Raw genomic sequence first — 20,690 nt, forward strand, 5'->3', positions numbered from 1 at the left:
TTATTTATTTTTATGAGCTTACACGTCTAAATTTTTCACGTATTGTGCGTTTTCTTCAATGAATTTGCGTCGTGGCTCTACATTGTCACCCATCAGCATTTCAAACGTTTCATCCGCATCAATCGCATCTTCAATACCTACTTGAAGTAACGTTCTATGTTCTGGGTTCATCGTTGTATCCCATAATTGCTCAGGATTCATCTCACCCAAACCTTTGTAGCGTTGAATACCGTATTTCGTATCAGCTTCTAAAGTCGCCAAGTAATCTTCTAATTGGCTATCACTATAAACATACTCTTGCGTTTTACCATGCTTAATTTGATAAAGCGGTGGTTGGGCAATGTAAATATAGCCAGCATCTACAAGCGGACGCATATAACGATAAAACAATGTTAATAGCAACGTCCGAATATGCGCACCATCCACATCGGCATCGGTCATGATAATCAATTTATGATAACGCGCTTTCGCCACATCAAAATCGCCACCAAAACCAGTTCCCATCGCTGTAAAAATGGTTCTAATTTCCTCATTCGCCAAAATCTTATCTAGACGAGCCTTTTCAACGTTCAAAATTTTACCACGAATTGGAAGTATCGCTTGGAATAAACGATCACGACCTTGTTTCGCAGAACCACCGGCTGAGTCACCCTCAACAATGTACAGTTCGCTGATTTCAGGATTTCTAGACGAACAATCGGCTAATTTACCAGGCAAACTCGAAATTTCGAGTCCACTTGATTTACGTGCAACTTCACGCGCCCGTTTCGCAGCAAGACGCGCACGACTCGCCACAACACCCTTCTCAACGATTTTCTTCGCTACTGTAGGGTTTTCCATTAAGAACTTATCTAAAGCCGCTGAGAATAGCTTATCGGTAATGGTACGTGCTTCCGAGTTTCCAAGTTTCGTCTTCGTTTGTCCTTCGAATTGTGGATCAGGGTGCTTAATCGAGATGATTGCCGTTAGACCTTCACGCACATCTTCCCCAGACAAATTATCATCATTATCTTTAAACAACTTATTGCGTCGCGCATAGTCATTAATAACACGCGTCAATGCTGTTTTAAAGCCAGATTCATGCGTTCCACCTTCATACGTGTGGATATTATTCGCAAACGAAATGATATTGCTCGCAAAACCTGTATTATATTGCATCGAAACCTCAACCATAATGCCTTCACGTTCGCCTTCAATGTAAATCGGCTCTTCATGAATAACCTCTTTAGAACGATTTAAATGCTCTACGTACGACTTGATTCCGCCTTCATAATGGTAATCTTGGCGTTGCTCATGTTCTGCACGTTTATCTTCAATCGATATTTTCAAGCCACGGTTTAAGAAAGCAAGCTCTCTCGTACGCGTTCTAAGCGTGTCATACTCAAACTCTGTCGTTTCTTTAAAAATTTCTGGATCAGGCGTGAAATGAACAATCGTTCCGCGATAATCAGATTCACCACGTTCTTCTAAGTCCATCACCACATTACCTTGTTCAAAACGTTGATAATACTGCTTTCCGTCACGGTGAACTTGTACTTCTAGGCTTGTAGACAAGGCATTAACAACTGACGCACCAACACCATGCAAACCGCCAGAAACCTTGTACCCGCCACCGCCGAACTTACCGCCAGCATGAAGCACCGTAAAGATAACTTCAACCGTTGGACGTCCCACTTTTTCATTGATACCAGTTGGGATTCCACGACCATTATCTTTAACCGTGATGCTATTATCCTTCTCAATCGTTACTTCAATTTCCGTACAAAATCCAGCCAGCGCCTCATCAATACTATTATCAACAATTTCCCAAACTAGATGATGCAAGCCACGTTGACTAGTCGAACCAATATACATCCCCGGTCTTTTACGAACCGCTTCGAGACCTTCTAAAACTTGAATCTGATCGTCACTATATTCAGCCGCACTTTCATGCACATTCGTCATATTTTCCTCAGTCATCCTAACATTCCACCGCGCTTTCTTTTTCATTAAATCTATTATGACGCCAAATTCGGCGCTATTGCTTCGTTACTGTACCTTTATCCACTAAAAATGTCGTGGCACTATTGATCGTCTCATGGTCGATGCCATCCGTGCTTGTCGTCGTCACAAATGTCTGCACCTTCCCTTGAATCGCCGCCAACAAATGCGATTGCCGGAAATCATCCAGCTCACTAAGCACATCATCCAACAGCAAAACCGGATACTCACCCGTCTCCTCAAAAATCAAATCAATTTCTGCGAGCTTCACCGAAAGAGCCGTCGTGCGTTGCTGCCCTTGCGAACCAAACACCTGCACATTTTGCCCATTAACGTAAAAGAAGAGATCATCTCGGTGTGGGCCGATTAGCGTGACACCTCGATCGATTTCTCTTTGGGCAATGGATTCCATTTTCTTATATAAGTTCGCTTGCCATTCTTCGGGGTTTGCACCTTCTAGCTCCACGGATGGCTTGTATTCTAATTTCAAATGCTCCAATTCACGCGAAATCTTAAAATGAATCGGAACAGCGAATTGTTCTAATCTTTCAATAAAATCCGCGCGCCGCTTCGTCAACTTCACAGCTACTTCAATAAACTGCTCCGTCAAAATCTGCCACATCGTCGGATCTGACTTCCGCTTAATCTGCGCTTGCTTTAAAAAATGATTGCGTTGTTGCAAAATTCGCTGATACTGACTTAAATCGTGTAAATAAACCGGCTGCATTTGACCGATTTCCATGTTAATAAAGCGTCTTCTAACACCAGGCGCGCCTTTTACGAGCGACAAATCTTCTGGTGCGAACATGACCACATTCAGATTTCCGACATATTGGCTTAGCTTCTTCTGTTCTAAATGATTTACTTTCGCTTTCTTGCCTTTTTGTGTCAGTGTTAATTCTAGTGGAACCGATTGTCCGTGTTTCTCCACGCGACCTTCAATCTTGGCCGATTCAGCGTCCCAGCTAATAAAGTCCTTGTCATTCGTTGTCCGATGCGACTTAGCAACCGCTAGTATTAAAATCGCCTCTAACAGATTCGTTTTCCCTTGCGCGTTCTCGCCTAAAAAAACATTGACATTATTATCGAATGAAAGTTCCTGTTCTTCATAATTCCGAAAATGTCGCAAAACTAAGTTCTCTAAATGCATATAACCCCTTATCCCTCTTTAATCAGCCTTGTTGGATTTGGACTTTGCCCTCACCTGGAACTAAAACAACATCGCCATTTCGCAACTTACGACCGCGACGATTATCTTCTTCCCCGTTAATATACACAACATTCTCACTTAAAAATGCCTTTGCCATGCCACCAGATGAGATAACATCCATCATTTGAAGCAGTTGTCCGAGTGTTATATATTCGGTATTAATTTTAATACTATCCGCCAATTTTTTCACGTCCAATCTTAATAAGCCCTATTCTTCTATTTTACTCGAAAATCAGGCAGAACACAACGAAATTATTTATATATGCGTTTTTTAGCTTATTTTTGCAAAACCAAGTAGGGGGATATTATTTTGGTTTATAAATAAATATGGGGCTTCTGAGCGGATTTTTGTTTTTAAAGCACAAAACTTCCTTCGTTCCTTGCTTCCAACCTGCATCTTTAAAACCGATAGACAAAAATAAGTTTTTCGCAATCGTGTTTTCAGGTGTCACGGCGACTTTTACTTCGATGCTTTCCGGATTTTTTACAAAAACAAAGTCCACCAGTTGCTCCAAAGCGCGGCGTCCGATTCCTTGGTGCTGATAATCTTTATCGACTAAGAATCCCGAAATCCAATGATTGTCCTTCGAGTCATTTTCAAATGTATACATAATAAAACCAACAAGTTGGTCCTCTGAATAAATTCCATACGGCGTGAATACAAGATCTGAATCCGCAGGCTCGTCATGACTCCGCATTAAAGAGTCGGCAACCGAGTCTACAAACGGTTTTTGTTCACGAAAAACACTTAATTCTGAAGCTGCTTCCCATTTTTCAGGTTTTAATTTTCTTACAAACATCTAGATTCTACTCCTTTATCTTAACTTTAATATCTATTCTACTATACATCTTTCTTGATAACAGCTTTGCGCATCCAACGGCCCGATTTATATCGCCACAAACCGAGCATTGTCGCACTAACCCAAGCAACCGGCGTCGCCCACCACAAGCCCATATACCCTAAGAATTGTGACAAAATGAAACCAATCGCAAGCCTAGAAGCCAGTTCAAAAATACCCATCCAAAGCGGCACAATCGCATCACCAGTTCCGCGCAACGTTTCCCGAACGACGAACAAAATTCCGACAACGACATAAAACAACGACACAATTTTCAAATAGCCCGTTCCAATAGACAAAGCTTCCGTCGCCGAACTATCCAAAAACAACGTCAAAAACTGATGCGCAAAAATCTGTACTAGTACAGTAATCGCCAAACTGACAACCGTCACGACTTTTATCCCAGACCAAAAGCCTTCTTTGACACGATCAATTTTTCCAGCTCCGATATTTTGACCTGCAAACATCGAAGACGCCGCGCCAAAAGCAATACCAGGCTGATATGTAAGCGAATCAATCCGACTTGCCGCCGTGTAAGCCGCAACAACCGTCGCACCGAAACTATTAATCAAGCCTTGAATCGCCATATTTCCAATCGAAATAAACGAACCTTGTAACGCAGAAGGCAGCGCAATTCGGAAAATCTCCTTGAAAATCGCGCGATCAAAGTGCAAATCCTTCTTTTTCAAACGCATATAAGGCACATGCCGATATCCATAAATAATACATAAAATAGCCGAAACCAACTGACTCACAACGGTTGCCCAAGCTGCACCAGCGACTCCTAAACCAAATCCCACCACAAAAAGAAAGCTGAGCGCAATATTCAATAAGGACGAAATAATAAGAAAATAAAGCGGCGTAATCGAGTTCCCAAGCGCCCTTAAAATCGCGAAAACCCCGTTATAAAGCCCCATCGGTAAAATACCAATAAACAAAGTCGTCATAAAAAGCACAGAATCATCTAATATTTCTTTCGGTGTCTGCAATAAAAGTAGCAACGGTTTGGCAAGCACAATCCCAATAATCGTTAAAACCACTGAAACCAATCCAATCATAATACTAGCCGTCGCAATAACTTGCTTCAAACGATGATAATCCTGAAAACCAAAATATTGCGCCACAACAACCGAAACCCCGCTCATCAAACCGATCACTAACGAAATAATGAAAAAGTTCAAAGCATTCGTAGCCCCAACAGCAGCCAGCGCATTCACACCAACAAATTTTCCAACAATCATCGCGTCAACCATCGTATAAAATTGCTGAAATAGATTCCCAATCAGCATCGGCATCGCAAAATAAAAAATAATTTTTGTCGGATTTCCCGTTGTCATGTCTTTAATATTCGCCATTGTCCTTCCTCCTTACACAAACCATGTAATGCTATGTACACAACAAAACCCGCCCAATTCTCATTAGGCAGGCAAATTTTAGATTAATACGTACGAACTGGCGTAATCAATTGTAGAATTTCATTAGGGTTTTCCGCATCTTTCGGACGCAATACGAACGGTCGCATTGTTCCAGAGAACGAAATTTGAATATCCGCACCATCAAAAGCACGCAGCGCATCCATCATGTATTTCCCGTTGAATGAAATTTTCAATTCCTCACCAGTAAAGCTTTGACTAAACACTTTTTCAGAAACATTTCCGACTTCTGGTGAATTGGAGGAAACTTCTACTTGACCATTTTCCAGTGTCATCAATTTGATCACGTTATTTCGATTTTCACGAGCAAGTAAAGACGCACGATCAATCGCTTGTAAGAATGATTTAGCATTAATAACCAAATCAGATTTCGTTTCAGTTGGAATAAGGCGAGAAGTATCAGGATAACTGCCTTCCAAAAGACGCGAATAGAAAAGTAAATCTTTCAATTTAAACAAAATTTGGTTGTTGGCCAGCACCATTTCAATAGAATCCGTACCTTCATCCAAAATTTTATTTAGTTCTGACAAACTTTTACCAGGAATCACGATATTATATTCCTCATCGATCTCTGTTGCCAATGGAATTTCGCGCAATGCAAGACGATGACTATCCGTTGCTACTGCTGTTAGAACATTGTTTTTAATAATCCAGTTCACACCGGTTAAAACAGGACGAACTTCAATCGCCGAAACAGCAAAAACGGTTTGACGAATAATGTTTTTAAGTACAGAAATCGGGATTTGAATACTTTTTCCAGCGCTAACTTCCGGTAATTTCGGATATTCCGCGGGATCAAGTCCAATCAAGTTAAACGATGCTTGACCAGAACGAATATTGGTTTGATAGTTAGTCGTTACTTCAATTTCGACATTCTCATCAGGTAAACGACGAACAATATCACCAAAATAACGAGCTTGCAGTACAATACCACCAAAAGTTTCGACTTCGACTAGAACTTCATCATTTTCAATAAGAGGAATGAAAGCTTCAATCGAAATATCCGAGTCACTCCCAGTAAGCGTTACACCTTCATCATTTACAGTAATTTTAATCCCAGTCAAAATTGGAATCGTTGTTCGTGAAGAAATAGCACGTGTTACTTCATTCACCGCTTGAACAAGACGGTCGCGCTGAATTACAAATTTCATGAGAAAACCCCCATTTTTAATTTCTTTTTCTAAGTATAGCATTTCTTAGCGAATATGTTTAATTAATTAATAAAAAATCGTAGTAATAGTAATAGGCGCTGTGGATTTGTGGATAAGTATAGTTGAAGCTAGCTCTCAGAAAGTTTTCCACATGTTGATAACTTGTTAGTAAGTTGTTTCGGTTATCCACAAAATGCACAGGGATTGTGTTTGGTTTTGTGACTTGTGAAGTCCGGCCTTACGCGCTAGCCCTTCGGAAACTTCACAACCTCCGCAAAAATCAAAAGAGGATTTTTACTGCGGCCGCTCCAGTTTCTGTCAGGGTTAACGGGCTTCTTCGGCACTTTCTGTAATCCGGCCTCACGCGCTAGCCCTTCGGAAACTTCACAACCTCCGCAAAAATCAAAAGAGGATTTTCACTGCGGCTGCTCCAGTTTCTGTCAGGGCTGAACGAGCGCGTTCGGCACTCTTTCTAGTCCGGCCTCACAGGCTAGCTCCTCGAAAACTTCACAACCTCCGACAAAGTCAAAAGAGGACTTTCTCTGCGGTTGCTCCAGTTTTTGTCGGAGCTGAACGAGCCTGTTCGGCACTCTTTCTAATCCGGCCTCAGAAGCCAACCCTTCGGAAACTTCACGCCCTTCGCAAAAATCAAAAGAGGATTTTTACTGCGGCCGCTCCAGTTTCTGTCAGGGTTAACGGGCTTCTTCGGCACTTTAGTTAAAACAAATTCTGCGGTTTTCTTAGATTCTTTTCAATCTCGGCTAGGTCGTTTTTTAGGTTTTGGTCGCTTTTTAGTAGTTGTGAGATTTTTTCGTGGGCGTGGATGACCGTTGTGTGGTCGCGTCCGCCGAATTCGTCGCCTATTTTTGGTAGGGAGGCATCGGTTAGCTCACGGGATAGGTACATCGCGATTTGTCTTGGGTAGGCAATGCTTTTCGTGCGTTTTTTTGCTTTGAAGTCTTCTAAACGGACGTGATAATATTCGCCAACTGCTTCTTGAATGTCGGGAATTCGAATCACGTGGGATTTGGAATTTGGAATGATGTCTTTTAGAGCTTCCGCCGCTAAGTTGGCATTGATGTCTTTGTTTACGAGTGAAGAGTAAGCGACAACGCGAATTAGCGCGCCCTCCAATTCACGAATGTTGGAATCGATTTGATTCGCAATGTAAAGCATGACCTCGTTTGGAATATCAAGCCCATCCGCTTTAGCTTTTTTGCGCAAAATGGCAATCCGAGTTTCTAAATCAGGCGGCGTAATATCTGTAATCAAGCCCCACTCAAAGCGCGAACGCAAGCGGTCTTCCAGTGTTGGAATCTCTTTTGGCGGGCGGTCACTTGAAATAATAATCTGCTTTTGCTCATCATAAAGCGTATTGAACGTATGGAAAAATTCTTCCTGTGTTCCTTCTTTTCCAGCTAAAAATTGAATATCATCAATAAGAAGAACATCAACATTCCGATATTTATTCCGAAATTCTTCGGCTTTATTTTCACGAATAGAGTTAATAAATTCATTGGTAAACTTCTCACTCGAAAGATACATCACTTTCGCATTTGTTTTATGTTCTAAGACATAATGACCGATCGCATGCATTAAGTGGGTCTTTCCAAGTCCAACGCCACCATAAATAAACAGCGGATTGTAAGCCTTGGCAGGCGCTTCGGCTACAGCAAGTGACGCTGCGTGGGCGAACCTATTTCCCGATCCAATAACAAATGTATCAAAAACATAACGCGGATTTAGCATGTGTTTGGAATTCTCCTCATCCATGTCATCATCTAAATTGCGCGGTTTTGGCGGAATATAGTTATCAAAAACTTCATCTTGCTCGCCATCAATAAAACGAACTTCGAAATTTTCGCCCGTAATTTCTTGCAAAATATTGGATATGAACTGCGAATAGCTCTTTTCAAGCCAATCTCGAACAAAATTATTTGGTGCGGTGACGATAAAGGTACTGCCTTCCAGTGAATGCGCAGTGGTCGATTTCATCCAAGTATCGAAACTAGGTTTGCTCATATTTTGTTTGACGATCCGCAAGGCTTCTTTCCATATATCTTCAATTGTCTGCACTGTTTTCCCCCCTTTTTAAATAAACGTAAAAGTTATCCACAGAGTTATAAAGCCGTGGATAAAGTTATACAGGGGTTGTTTAGAAGTTATCCACAAAGCAAAAGTTAACTGTGGATAAATAATGTTATCCCCAAATATTTTTCTATTCGACAATTGATATAATATCAGAAAAGCAACACAATCGCAAGGGATTTCAAATTCTATCCACAAAGTTATGCGGATGTGGAAAAAAGATGTCCACAGGATATGAGCATGTGCATAACTTGTGAACTAGAACTGTATAAAAAAATTGGTGAAATAGACTTATCCACATCTACCTGTGGTTAACTATGCCCTAATTGTGTATAACTTTCGTAAAATCTTTAAAGTTATCCACAAAAACAGTATATTTGTTCACTTATCCCAGTTAATTAGCAATTATCCACAGTAAAGGAACTATTTTATTTTTGTTGCAGTTTTGGGTATATTTCGCATGCAAAATATGATATTATGGAAGATGGAGTTTTTATATTTGCTTTTTAGTAAAGTATATTGACAAATTCTATATATTTCTGTACAATATCTAAGACTGTCTATACGAGTGAATTTGTATTAGGCCTTTTTATAGGAGGTGTAACTAATGAAAAGAACATACCAACCAAGCAAGCGTAAAAGAAAAAAAGTACATGGTTTCCGTCAACGTATGAGTTCTAAAAACGGACGTAGAGTTTTAGCAAGTCGTCGTCGTAAAGGAAGAAAAGTTTTATCTGCGTAGACCACTGAAAAAGACTCAGTGGTTTTTTTGTTGAAAGCGCTAGTGTTTTAGCAAAGAAACTACGTCGGAGTGAACCGTTAATCCATCAGTATCTTCCTATAAGATGCACGTATGTGGCTGATGGGTTAACAGGGATGCCTATTAATTCTGATTGAAGATGGAGATTTTATGAAAAAAGCATATCGTATTAAGAAAGATGATGAATTTCAACTCGTATTCAAAAAAGGAAAATCGTTCGCAAATCGCCAGTTTGTTGTCTACATATTAAAGAGGGAAGATTTGGCGCATTTTCGAATTGGACTTTCTGTAAGTAAAAAAATTGGAAACGCTGTCGTGCGTAATCATATTAAACGGCGCATTAGACAAACCTTTCATGAACTGAATGAACAAATCGTTCCAGGTCATGACTATATTATTATCGCCAGAAAACCGGCGGCCAATATGGATTTTCATGAAATTAAGAAGAGTTTGACGCATGTTTTGAGACTTGCAAGAGTTTTGAAGCAAGGTCAAAAACGGTAATTTTGTGGGAATAATACAGGCGGAGAGTGGAGGTAGCACTATTTGAAGAAGAAAATGAAATGGAAGAAGAAGTTACTATTCGCAGGACTGATGATCGGACTCGTAGCTATTTTAGCAGGTTGCGGCGTTTCAACATCACCAATTACATCAGAATCAACGGGATTTTGGAGTCATTACATCGTTTATCCTTTATCGGAAGTAATTATCTGGTTCGCTAATTTATTCGGTGGCAACTATGCAATGGGGATTATTATGACAACTGTCATTATCAGACTTCTTATCATGCCGCTAATGATCAAACAGCTGAAGAGCCAAAAAGCAATGACATCATTGCAACCACAAATCAAAGAACTACAAGAAAAATACAAATCAAAAGACCGCGAAACACAACAAAAACTACAACAAGAAACAATGCGTCTGTATCAAGAAAACAATGCCAACCCAATGATGGGATGTTTGCCGTTATTAATCCAAATGCCGATTCTACTTGGTTTCTATCAAGCTATTAGCCGGACAGCGGAAATTAAGACGCAAGATTTCCTATGGATGACATTGGGAGACAAAGATCCGTATTTCGTTTTACCAATTTTAGCGGCACTGACGACGTTTATTTCTTCTAAATTGTCGATGATGGGTCAAACACAACAAAATAAATCGATGAACATGATTATTTACTTCATGCCAGTGATGATTTTAGTAGCGGGTATTAGCTTGCCGTCAGCACTAGCGCTTTACTGGGTAGTCGGAAATATCTTCACGATTTTCCAAACGATGCTAATCAACAATCCATTCAAGGCGAAACGTGAAGCCGCGGCTTTAGAAGAAGCTAAGAAGGAAGAAGAAAAGCTTAAAAAGAAAGCAGCGACAATGTCAGCATCGAAAAAGGGAGGTAAGAAGAGAAAGTGAGAGATATAACTGCGCAAGGCCAAACCGTTGAAGAAGCAATTCAAAACGCGTTGAAGGACTTAGGCACAACGCGGGAAAAAGTAGACGTGGAAATCATGGATGCGGGCAAAAAAGGTATCTTCGGAATTGGCTCAAGACTAGCAATGGTTAAAGTTATTGAGAAAAATAATTCCATCGAAACCGCCGTCCAATACGTGATTGACGTTGCTACGAAAATGGGGGCGGAAGTAACCGTCGATGTCTCTGAACAAGGAAAAGAAGTCAGTATCCAAGTGTCAGGTAACAATTTAGGACTGCTGATTGGAAAACATGGTCAAACGTTGAACGCACTGCAATATTTAACACAACTCATCGCTAATAAAGATACAGACCAATACAAAAATGTGGTCGTTAATGTTGGCGACTACCGCGAACGTCGCTATGAAACACTGACTTTACTAGCTAAGAAAATGGCTGATAAAACAGTGAAAACGCGCCGAGTTGTGCATTTAGAACCAATGCCTTCGTTTGAAAGAAAAACAATTCATGCGATTTTAAGCGAAGATACGCGTGTGGAAACACATTCGGAAGGTCGCGAACCATATCGTTATATCGTGATTAAACCTGTTAAAGGGTAAAATAAAAGACGAATTAGGAGATGCTACGATAAGCATCGGCCTGATTCGTCCTTTTTTGATGTTTCACGTGGAACATTATAAGCGTGGATCAATCGTTTGTTCTTGCTCCACTTCGAATAGTAGGTTTGCTGCGGTTTCTTGGAAGGTTTTATTCGTTTCTGATATGTCGGCAAATTTGGTTTCTAACAGTTTGGTGCCAAAATGCCATTCATTGATAGAAGTCCGCAGTTTTTTGTTGATATTTTTCTGTTTAATAAGTTTTGCGAATTTGTGTGGAAATTGGAAATCGTAGCCGTAAATGAGTGTTAAGTAGTCCATGTTGCGGACTTTCATGTATGGCGCTGTATGCTTTTGCAGGTGTTCGGGCTTAATGACGATACCTTCCATTTTGTTCGTTGTTGTGATGGTGTGAAAATACGCTTCGGCAATTTCAAGGTAATCCGGCTGCGCGAGATCAAGCAACACATAATCATCGTCATTTAAAAAGCGATACATTTCCGATGTCGGCCAGTTTGGAATTTGCTCGGTGCCATCGTTGAAAATGATTTTTAAGAGAGAAAATGGCTTATAGTCTAGTTCCGATTCGGTCGCATAAATATTCAGTTGCTCTTTATATGTTTGCAATGCCTTTTCATGTTCCGAAAGTGGCATGAGATGTTGTTTGACTTGTTGTAAGGGCTTGAAATTCTGGTATAAACGCGAGCTATATTTGTCGATGAGTTGCTTTTTGGAAAGCTGATTTTGTTCTTCGGCAAAGTCGGAAGCATCGTATGTCTCAATCAATTGAGCTAAGGAATCTTCAAAACCATTGTTTTGTAAAAATTGGAGCTCAGTTTCTATCGCGGTTTCGATAGGTTGGAATTGTTTCTCGATGAGCTCTTTGCCGAGCGCTTGCCATGGCAGTAGTTCGCCGTCTAAAATGAGCATTTGGATGTTGTTTTGCGTCATGTATTCGCCGAAACGTTGATGTAAAGCTGCATAAACTGGTGACAAGTCAATATGTGTTATTTTAAAGCCATTTCGGCTGGTCGCGAAACTTGATTTTGTATTTTTATGCAAGTAAATGTTGCAACGGGAGCCCATGTATTTAGGTTGTAAAATAACATGTGATACATTTTTGCTGATGAAATATTTTAGTCCTTGTTCGAGTGACTCCAAATTGTTTGTTTCTAAGTCTTTTGGTGCGGGAGACATTGTTCCTGAGATGAAATTTACTTTGTTTTTGCTGATGTAATGAAGGCGGCGCAGTGATTCGGTATCTAAATCAGCGAGTGAGACGGTTTTATTTTGTTTGAATAGGGTTGGTAATTCGCCTGTCAGTTGGCCGTTTTCCGATTTTACGGAATGATAGCTGGTTTTGCGGTACTTGATTGTTACCGCGGTTAACGTGTTTCCATGCGCGCAGCCTGTGTCGAGGTGCAGTTTGTTTTTGATGCGAAAAGCTTGTTTTGCAGCGACATGGCCGAATATATGGTATGGATAATTATGCACCGCGTCGTTTTCTAGAAATATGAGTTGCTCTTGTACTGGCCGCGTGCGATCAAGATGGAAGTTTCGTTGGTGGCGCGCAGAATTGGCATCTAATTTCCCGATATACTTATTTTTGCAAGGGGAGTGCGTGACGTAAAAAGAGGCGTTATCTTCACCGATATAGCGATAAAACGGCTGCGCTAAGTGGAAAAGTTCCTCAAATTTCGCGAAAAGTGCTGGATCTTGGACTAAATCTGGAATGGAATCGAAGTAATTATCGACAATTTCCTGATTTGCACCCTTGATTTCACCTAAAATATATTTATGCACGAAGTTTTCATGATTTCCAAGCACGAATAGGAAATGTTGCTGGTTTTCATGAAGAAATTCCGTGATTTCCCGCGTTTTCTTCCCTTTATCGATCCAATCTCCGACAAGTACGATTTTTTGAGGGCTATGTGTGATGGTATTTCCGTCGATTTGGCAGCCCACCTTCTGAAGCAAAAGCTTAAGTTCATCCACGCATTCGTGAACATCGCCAATCATGGTGTAGTTCTGAGCGGCCGGCAGCAATGTATTGAGAAACTCGTCTTTATTCGTAATTGTGACAGTAAAATCTTCAGATGTTGTATTTTTTGTGCGAATGCGGTGAATTTGTTTGTAGTTTTCGCGTGAAATCGTCGGCAAAATTTCTTTTTTCAGGCGTGTTACATGGCTTGAAATGATTTTTTTGGAGCGCTCGCTTGCATAATAGTCATCGCGATTTCGGTAGTCAAAAAGGATGATTTCCAAGTTATAATTGTTTTTCTTCGCGACTTCACGTACTTTTTCGCGGAAATCAGCGGCGAGTCCTGTAGTATCTAAAACGACAAATTCGGCGTTGATTGGGAATTTTGTGACTAAATCTAGTTTTTTAAATAGGAATTCAAATGTTTGATCGCTAGATTCCAACATGATTTGGGCATATTTGTCGTAATCTTTGCCGAGAATTTCTTGGCGAATCAGGTCGGAGGACAAATATTGGACGTTGGAATGGAAATTTTTGTCGGGTGCTGTGAATGCGAGTTTTGGTAAGAGTATGTTTTGGGCAAATGTTGATTTTCCGCATTCTGTAGGGCCGACGAGCATGAAAATCGTGTGGACTTGTGTTTTTAGTTCCATCAATCAAACCTCCTTCTTTCTTAAAATGGCGCCTTGTGTTGTATGAATGCCGTTTACCGCATCGCCAATGGCTTGAAATTCAACCGTTACATCGGTGTTTTTCGTTACGTCTGTGAGCCATTCTTGGAATTCCATAGTGCTCATTTCCCAATCGTGATCATCATGGCGGAAACCTTCTAAACCATAAAAAACATTGAATTCACTGTTTGGCGTCGTAATGATAAACGTGTCAAAATCAAGTGCTTGAATGATTTGGCGAATAAGTCGTTTAGCGTGATTTTTTGGCATATGTTCAATAACTTCGGTTAAAATCACATCTACTTTTTCTGCTGGGGTGTTGTCTAGGAATGCGTCCAGCGATGGGTAGGTAATAATATTAGTGAGCGCTTTTTTCTCCGCTTTCTTAGCGATAATCCGCAACATTTCAGCGTCAATATCAATTGCATAATAATCCAGCTTCGTCTTCTCGGCAAATGGAATGGCGTAAAAGCCTTCACCACAGCCAACATCCACCATTGTCTTATCAAAAAGCAGGTTTTCAGCGATGAAATTACGTCTTTGCGTCGCTGTACCACCGAAATCAAAAGCAATTTGATAGCGATTCGTGTCTTCTAGTTGCTCTTTGAAGCGATTAAATGTGCGCCGATTCTTTAAGAAATTATGCACAAATAAATTCCGAATATAGAACGGCGGATCAGTAATTTGCACGCTTTTGATATATTTTGTCAATAAATCATCGGTAATATCCAGGTGTTCACGACTAAATCCGGCGAAAAACAGGCAAAATAAATTAGCAATGTGTAGCAGCTCATAAAGACTCGTACGTGTGGAAATCGTTACCGACCAGTTGTCATCGGCAAGATGCTCCACTTCAAAAGTGTAATTTGTCATGTATTTTTGAAAGAAGGCGACGTAATGAATCCGATGAATGTGCAACATGTTGATATGAAATTGGTGAGCATAACCCTCACCGTCGCGCGCATCAAGTTCTTTTAAAGAAAAGAACTCATTCAAGGCATTTAACGGGAAAATTGTTGAATTATAGCGGGTTAGATTGAGATATTCGAAGCTTTCCTCGCGTTCTTTCCTATAAGATATTTCGTTATCCGCATCTTTAAAATAGACGTTATACGTGTCAGGCGTTCCGTACCAACCATATGCGACGCCTTTTCGAACTTGCCGTAAAATCATTCCAGAATCGGGATTTTTCTTAATTAGGAAGGAGAAGTTGGGGTTCGTTGATTTTAATTGAACAATAGCCATTTGGAGTCTCCTTTTCAGTTTCCGATGTTTCACGTGAAACAGGTTTTTTAATAGTCTTAGTATTTAAGTTAAAGGAAGCGTTTTAATTTGTCAATACTGTTAACAATCACCCTTTTTGTATGGTATATTACTAAAATAAGGGTTTACAATTAGTCTGTTTCGAGGTATATATAGTAGGTGCGTAAAAATTTTAAAAAGGAGGAAAACACACATGAGTAAGAAATTATTTGCTGAATTTATCGGAACTTTCGTTTTGGTCTTATTCGGTACAGGGACTGCTGTATTAGGCGGCGGAATCGAAGGGATTGGAACGCTAGGTATTGCGATGGCATTTGGTTTGTCAATCGTTGCGATGGCGTATAGCATTGGAACTATTTCTGGATGCCATATCAACCCAGCTGTTTCTGTTGCAATGTTCTTGAACAAACGTATTTCAGGAAGCGAACTAGTAGGTTACATCGTAGCTCAAGTAGTAGGCGCAATTGTTGGTACTGCTACATTGTTATCATTCCTAAACCTATCAGACATGTCAACAAAAAATCTAGGTCAAAACGGATTCGGAAATATCGGTGCTGGCGGCGCATTTCTTGTAGAAGCAATTTTAACTTTCGTATTTGTTTTAGTTATTATCGTCGTAACTGGTAAAAAAGGAAATCCTGCTTTTGCTGGTCTAGTAATCGGTTTGACATTAGTTCTAATTCACTTGCTAGGTATTCCGTTGACAGGAACTTCTGTTAACCCAGCTCGTAGTATCGGTCCAGCTCTATTTGCTGGCGGTGAAGCTTTATCTCAACTGTGGGTGTTCATTGTAGCGCCAATCGTTGGTGGTATCGTGGCTGCGATTGTTGGTAAATTTGCTTTAGATAGTGAAAAATAAGATTCATTTTAAGATGTGATAGCGGTATTTGCTGTTATCATATCTTTTTTTATGATATAGTTGTCATGACAATTAATTTTGGAGGTGGCTGTGATGCGTGAATTTTATGATGAAATGACGTTTCGGACGAATGTAGTTGCTAAGAAGGCCAGTCTTGCGCTGCAACACGGCTTGGAGCGATTTGAGGTGACGCCTGAGCAATGGTCGGTGTTGAATGTGATTGATCAAAAAGCGCCAATTTCACAACGGCATGTCGCGGAATTTGCTGAGAAGGACGCGCCGACTGTGAACCGAATTATCGATGTTCTTCTTCGCAAAAACTTGATTGATAAAGCGGTGGATGCGAAAGATCGGCGGATCACATTGTTGTCTTTGTCTGTGGAAGGCAAGCAGAAAGTGCAGCTGATTCGGAATGTTGTAGAAGAAACGTGTGGGAATTTTTATAAAGGGCTGACAAAACAGGAGTTAGCAGTGTTTGTACATATTTTAGCGCGGATTGAAAATAATTTAGAGTGAGAAGGGATTTTTTGAAGGCGAAGTTATGGACGAAGGATTATGTTATATTATTGATTGCAAGTTTGTTTTTATATATTGGATTTCAGATTTTTATGCCAACATTACCTGCGCAAATTATTAAATTGGGTGGAACGGAGACGCAGGCTAGTCTTGCTGTAGGCTTGTTCTCACTGGTTGCGTTGTTTATGCGCGTCATTGCGGGTGGGCTAAATGATCGTTTTGGTGCAAAAATTATGATTTTGGTAGGCTTTTTTGTATTGATTGCGGTTACGGTGAATTTTTATTGGTCTACGGTGGTTTCGGCGCTGTTAGTGTTGCGGCTTTTTCATGGTGTTGGTTGGGGGATTACGACGACTTCGATTGCCACAGGGGTTTCGACGTTGGTGCCGCCAAATCGGACGGGTGAAGGGATTGGTTTTTATGGTTTGACGACAGCGCTTGGTATGTCGCTTGCGCCGATTATCGCGATTATTTTAATGAACCAGTTTTCGTTTAATTTCTTGATTGGTTTTTCGATTGTTTTGATGGTGCTGGTATTTCTATTAGTGACGAGATTGAAGATGCCAAAAGAGGCGCGGGTTGTGAAGCATAAGATGCAGCTTTTTGATAAGGGAGCGTTATTGCCTGCTTTACTTTGTATGTTGATGGCTTTTCCTTTAGGCGGAATTCAGACGTTTATGATGATTTATGGCTTGGAATTACATGTGAAAATGGTTTGGATTTTCTTTGTCGGGCAAGCGATTATGGTATTGGTAAGTCGTGTTTTCGCGGGGCGTCTTTATGATTTGAAAGGGCATCGCGTGGTGATTATCCCCGGAATTTTACTGATGGGAATCGGTTTGTGGTGGTTGTCGATGGCGATGGGCGCATGGAGTCTTTTTGGATCTTCCTTGTTCTTTGGACTTGGGTATGGGATGGTTCAGCCGTCCTTGCAAGCTTTAGCTGTGGATCGTGCGGCACCAGATAAAAAGGGAATCGCAAATGGGACGTTTTTATCGGGGATGGATGTTGGCATGGCGCTGGGGAGCTTTGGTTTGAGTTTTATCGCGGCGCATTATAACTATGCTTTGATGTATCGCTGGTCGATTGTGACGTTGGTGATTTTCTTGGTGATTTATTTACTTGTTTTTAGAGGGAAGAGATTATTACCCGGGAAATAATTGGAGAAGGTTGTAGAAGTATGAGTAGAGAATGGAAAATTGTTTTATCTGTTTTAGCTGTGCTTATTATACTACCGATTATTATTATGATTGCCTCTGCGTTTTAATAACTAGACAAGATTTCTAGATTGGATAGGAAATCTTGTTTTTTTTCGTTAAGGCGTAAAAAGCGTAAGTAAAGCCGAATGGTGACGCTTTCTTCAAGTTTTTCAATAAAAACCGCAACAATGAGTGCAATTAGTCTGAAAATATTCGTATTTTCTGATATAATGTATCCAAGTGTTAAGAATACGTATTTATTCTGTGGTTTGATTCAGCTGGAAGTGGGAATGAGATACGTATAACAATCGTAGAATAGGCTTTTCGCAACACTTATTTAGGCTCGTTACAGTAAGTTGTATTAAAACCAGATGGTGTAGATGTAGTTGAAGGTTGGAAATACGATGGGGAACAGGAGAGATGTTGTGTGGATAGGGCGTATAATTTTTCAGCAGGACCTGCGATTTTGCCAGTGCCAGTTTTAGAAAAGGTGCAAAAGGAGCTATTATCGTACAAGGGTTCAGGAATGTCAGTAATGGAATTAAGTCATCGGTCAGATTTATTTGAGGAGATCTTAGGGGAAGCAGAGTCATTATTGCGTGAATTAATGAACATTCCCGAAAATTACAAAATTTTATTTTTACAAGGTGGAGCAAGTCTTCAGTTCACGATGGTTCCAATGAATTTGATGGGCGGGAAGAAAGCTTATTTTGTGAATACTGGTTCGTGGTCTGAAAAAGCGATGGAGGAAGCGGCTAAAATTGGTGATATTGAGGTTCTGGCCTCGTCGAAGGATAAGAATTTCAGTTATATTCCAGAAATACCGCGTGTGCCATCGGATGCGGCTTATTTGCATATTACGACGAATAATACCATTGAGGGTACGGCAATTTTTACTCCTCCTGAAACCGGTGATGTGCCGCTTGTTGCGGATATGTCTTCCAATATTTTGTCGAGTGTGTACGATGTAAGTAAATTCGGTTTGATTTATGCTGGAGCTCAGAAAAACATTGGGCCAGCTGGTCTTACGATCGTTATTGTTCGAGAGGATTTGATTGGAAACGTCGCTGGATTACCGTCTATGCTTGATTATGCTGTGCAAGCGAAGAATGGTTCGATGTATAATACGCCGGCTACTTTTGCGATTTATGTGTCGAAATTGGTGTTTGAGTGGATTAAAGAGCAAGGCGGGGTTGCGGGAATTGAAGCGCTGAATAGGAAGAAAGCGGGTCTTTTATATGATTATTTGGACGCGTCTTCGATGTTCTCGTCTCCTGTTAAAAAGGCGGATCGCTCGCTTACGAATGTACCGTTTGTCACGGGTTCGCCTGATTTAGATAAATTATTTATTCAAGAAGCGGAGCAACTTCATTTTGAAAATTTGAAGGGGCATCGTTTGGTCGGTGGAATGCGGGCAAGTATTTACAATGCGTTTCCATATGAGGGTGTACAAGCGCTCACTGCTTTGATGGATCAATTTGTAGCGACTCATAAAGGGGGAGAAATACATGTTTAATATTCAGACTTTCAATGCGATTGCGAAAGAAGGATTACGTAAGTTCGATGTGGAAAAATATTTAATTGACGGGAATCAGGCTCCAGATGGTATTTTGTTGCGTAGTTATGATTTGCATGATTTTGATTTTCCGGACAGTGTCAAAGCTGTTGCTAGGGCTGGTGCGGGAGTGAATAACATTCCTGTTGGGGCTTGTTCGGATCGCGGAATCGTGGTTTTTAACACGCCTGGAGCGAATGCAAACGCGGTGAAAGAACTGGTATTAGCAAGTTTATTTATGGGCGCGCGGCCGATTCTGGAAGGTTCGGAATGGGTGAAGACGCTTGATGGTGATAATTTAGAAAAGAAAGTGGAAGCTGGGAAGAAGCAGTTCGCTGGTACAGAAATTGCTGGAAAACGGCTCGGTATCATTGGTTTAGGCGCGATTGGTGCGCTTGTTGCGAATGATGCGCTAGCGCTGGGCATGGATGTTGTCGGTTATGATCCGTATGTTTCGGTGGACACGGCGTGGCGGATTGCCAAGGAAGTGGAACGGGCGATGACGATTGAGGAAGTTTTGGCGACGTGTGATTATTTGACGGTGCATGTGCCGTTAACGGATGGCACGGCTGGGATGTTCAATCGGGAAACGTTGCAGTTGCTGAAACCAAATGCGGTTTTATTGAACTTCTCGCGTGGGGAATTGGTGAATGAGGATGCGATGGTTGAGGCGCTTAACGCGGGTCAATTGCGCAGATACATCACGGATTTTGCGTCGGAATCGTTCGTGAAACACCCGAATGTGGAAGTTTTGCCGCATTTAGGGGCTTCGACGGAAGAGGCTGAAACGAACTGTGCCAAGATGGCCGCGAAGGAATTGGCGTACTTCTTGGAGACTGGTAGTATTAAGAACTCGGTGAATTTTCCGAATGTGGATATGCCTTATAATGGGCATCCGCGTCTTGGTGTTTTCCATCATAATGTGCCGAACATGGTCGGTCAGGTGACGACGGAGCTCGCGAATGGTTCGATTAATATTTTGGACATGACGAACCGTAGTAAGGGCGACTATGCGTATACGCTGATTGATATGGAAAAAGGTACGCAAGCCAATTTATCGGCTGTTGAGGAGCGTCTGAGTGCGATTCCGGGCGTGATTCGGGTTCGTGTGATTGAACCTGCTGGTGTGACGGCGTATTAAAAGAGAAATGAATAGCTGCG

The 20,690-nt window shown here is 41.0% G+C and carries 18 protein-coding genes; 9 read left to right on the forward strand and 9 right to left on the reverse strand.

Annotated features, from left to right (window positions below; genetic code table 11):
- Nucleotides 1–18: 18 nt before the first annotated feature.
- The 7 genes from gyrB to dnaA form a co-directional block, all read right to left on the reverse strand.
- A complete protein-coding gene (gyrB, locus tag EP57_RS05290; RefSeq protein WP_052167573.1) occupies nt 19–1,959 on the reverse strand; it encodes a DNA topoisomerase (ATP-hydrolyzing) subunit B in 1,941 nt (646 codons plus the stop codon).
- A 58-nt stretch (nt 1,960–2,017) separates the two neighbouring features.
- A complete protein-coding gene (gene recF / locus EP57_RS05295; protein WP_036084816.1) occupies nt 2,018–3,130 on the reverse strand; it encodes a DNA replication/repair protein RecF in 1,113 nt (370 codons plus the stop codon).
- Nucleotides 3,131–3,152: 22 nt separating this feature from the next.
- The gene (gene yaaA, locus EP57_RS05300) at nt 3,153–3,371 is read right to left on the reverse strand and encodes a S4 domain-containing protein YaaA (protein ID WP_036085123.1); all 219 of its coding nucleotides are present in this window, start codon (nt 3,369–3,371) and stop codon (nt 3,153–3,155) included.
- 124 nt (nt 3,372–3,495) lie between these two features.
- Complete coding sequence (locus EP57_RS05305; protein WP_036084817.1) at nt 3,496–3,990, reverse strand: GNAT family N-acetyltransferase; 495 nt, start codon at nt 3,988–3,990, stop codon at nt 3,496–3,498.
- 41 nt (nt 3,991–4,031) lie between these two features.
- Nucleotides 4,032–5,384 (reverse strand): MATE family efflux transporter, encoded by a 1,353-nt coding sequence (locus EP57_RS05310; RefSeq protein WP_036084818.1) that lies wholly within the window; start codon nt 5,382–5,384, stop codon nt 4,032–4,034.
- 83 nt (nt 5,385–5,467) lie between these two features.
- Nucleotides 5,468–6,613, reverse strand: a complete 1,146-nt coding sequence (dnaN, locus tag EP57_RS05315) for a DNA polymerase III subunit beta (RefSeq protein ID WP_036084819.1) — start codon at nt 6,611–6,613, stop codon at nt 5,468–5,470.
- 717 nt (nt 6,614–7,330) lie between these two features.
- Entirely contained in the window at nt 7,331–8,689 is a 1,359-nt protein-coding gene (gene dnaA, locus EP57_RS05320) for a chromosomal replication initiator protein DnaA (RefSeq protein WP_036084821.1), read from the reverse strand.
- A gap of 619 nt (nt 8,690–9,308) precedes the next feature.
- On the opposite strand from dnaA, the gene rpmH reads away from it, so the two are divergent.
- From rpmH to jag, 4 genes are all read left to right on the forward strand, one after another.
- Complete coding sequence (gene rpmH, locus EP57_RS05325) at nt 9,309–9,443, forward strand: 50S ribosomal protein L34 (RefSeq protein WP_036084822.1); 135 nt, start codon at nt 9,309–9,311, stop codon at nt 9,441–9,443.
- 168 nt (nt 9,444–9,611) lie between these two features.
- Nucleotides 9,612–9,965, forward strand: a complete 354-nt coding sequence (gene rnpA, locus EP57_RS05330; protein ID WP_036084824.1) for a ribonuclease P protein component — start codon at nt 9,612–9,614, stop codon at nt 9,963–9,965.
- A 42-nt stretch (nt 9,966–10,007) separates the two neighbouring features.
- Nucleotides 10,008–10,871, forward strand: a complete 864-nt coding sequence (gene yidC, locus EP57_RS05335; protein WP_036084826.1) for a membrane protein insertase YidC — start codon at nt 10,008–10,010, stop codon at nt 10,869–10,871.
- Entirely contained in the window at nt 10,868–11,488 is a 621-nt protein-coding gene (jag, locus tag EP57_RS05340; RefSeq protein WP_036084827.1) for an RNA-binding cell elongation regulator Jag/EloR, read from the forward strand. Before yidC ends, jag begins: the two co-directional genes overlap by 4 nt.
- Nucleotides 11,489–11,563: 75 nt before the next feature.
- Here the strand turns inward: jag and EP57_RS05345 are convergent, their stop codons facing one another.
- Together EP57_RS05345 and EP57_RS05350 are read right to left on the reverse strand one after the other, a co-directional pair.
- Nucleotides 11,564–14,119: a metallophosphoesterase gene (locus EP57_RS05345; protein ID WP_036084829.1), complete on the reverse strand. Its 2,556-nt coding sequence runs from the start codon at nt 14,117–14,119 to the stop codon at nt 11,564–11,566.
- A gap of 3 nt (nt 14,120–14,122) precedes the next feature.
- Complete coding sequence (locus EP57_RS05350; protein WP_036084831.1) at nt 14,123–15,382, reverse strand: class I SAM-dependent methyltransferase; 1,260 nt, start codon at nt 15,380–15,382, stop codon at nt 14,123–14,125.
- Between the two features lie 211 nt (nt 15,383–15,593).
- On the opposite strand from EP57_RS05350, the gene EP57_RS05355 reads away from it, so the two are divergent.
- From EP57_RS05355 to EP57_RS05375, 5 genes are all read left to right on the forward strand, one after another.
- Nucleotides 15,594–16,259 (forward strand): MIP family channel protein, encoded by a 666-nt coding sequence (locus EP57_RS05355; RefSeq protein WP_036084834.1) that lies wholly within the window; start codon nt 15,594–15,596, stop codon nt 16,257–16,259.
- A 93-nt stretch (nt 16,260–16,352) separates the two neighbouring features.
- Nucleotides 16,353–16,775, forward strand: a complete 423-nt coding sequence (locus tag EP57_RS05360) for a MarR family winged helix-turn-helix transcriptional regulator (RefSeq protein WP_036084838.1) — start codon at nt 16,353–16,355, stop codon at nt 16,773–16,775.
- An 11-nt stretch (nt 16,776–16,786) separates the two neighbouring features.
- Nucleotides 16,787–17,935 (forward strand): MFS transporter, encoded by a 1,149-nt coding sequence (locus EP57_RS05365; protein WP_052167574.1) that lies wholly within the window; start codon nt 16,787–16,789, stop codon nt 17,933–17,935.
- Nucleotides 17,936–18,401: 466 nt separating this feature from the next.
- On the forward strand, nt 18,402–19,490 hold the full coding sequence (gene serC, locus EP57_RS05370; protein ID WP_036084844.1) for a 3-phosphoserine/phosphohydroxythreonine transaminase: 1,089 nt from the start codon (nt 18,402–18,404) through the stop codon (nt 19,488–19,490).
- Nucleotides 19,483–20,670 (forward strand): phosphoglycerate dehydrogenase, encoded by a 1,188-nt coding sequence (locus EP57_RS05375; protein WP_036084846.1) that lies wholly within the window; start codon nt 19,483–19,485, stop codon nt 20,668–20,670. The genes serC and EP57_RS05375 overlap by 8 nt, the downstream gene beginning before the upstream one ends.
- The last annotated feature ends 20 nt before the right edge of the window (nt 20,671–20,690 follow it).

The organism is Listeria booriae (assembly GCF_000766865.1).
Classification (GTDB): domain Bacteria; phylum Bacillota; class Bacilli; order Lactobacillales; family Listeriaceae; genus Listeria_A; species Listeria_A booriae.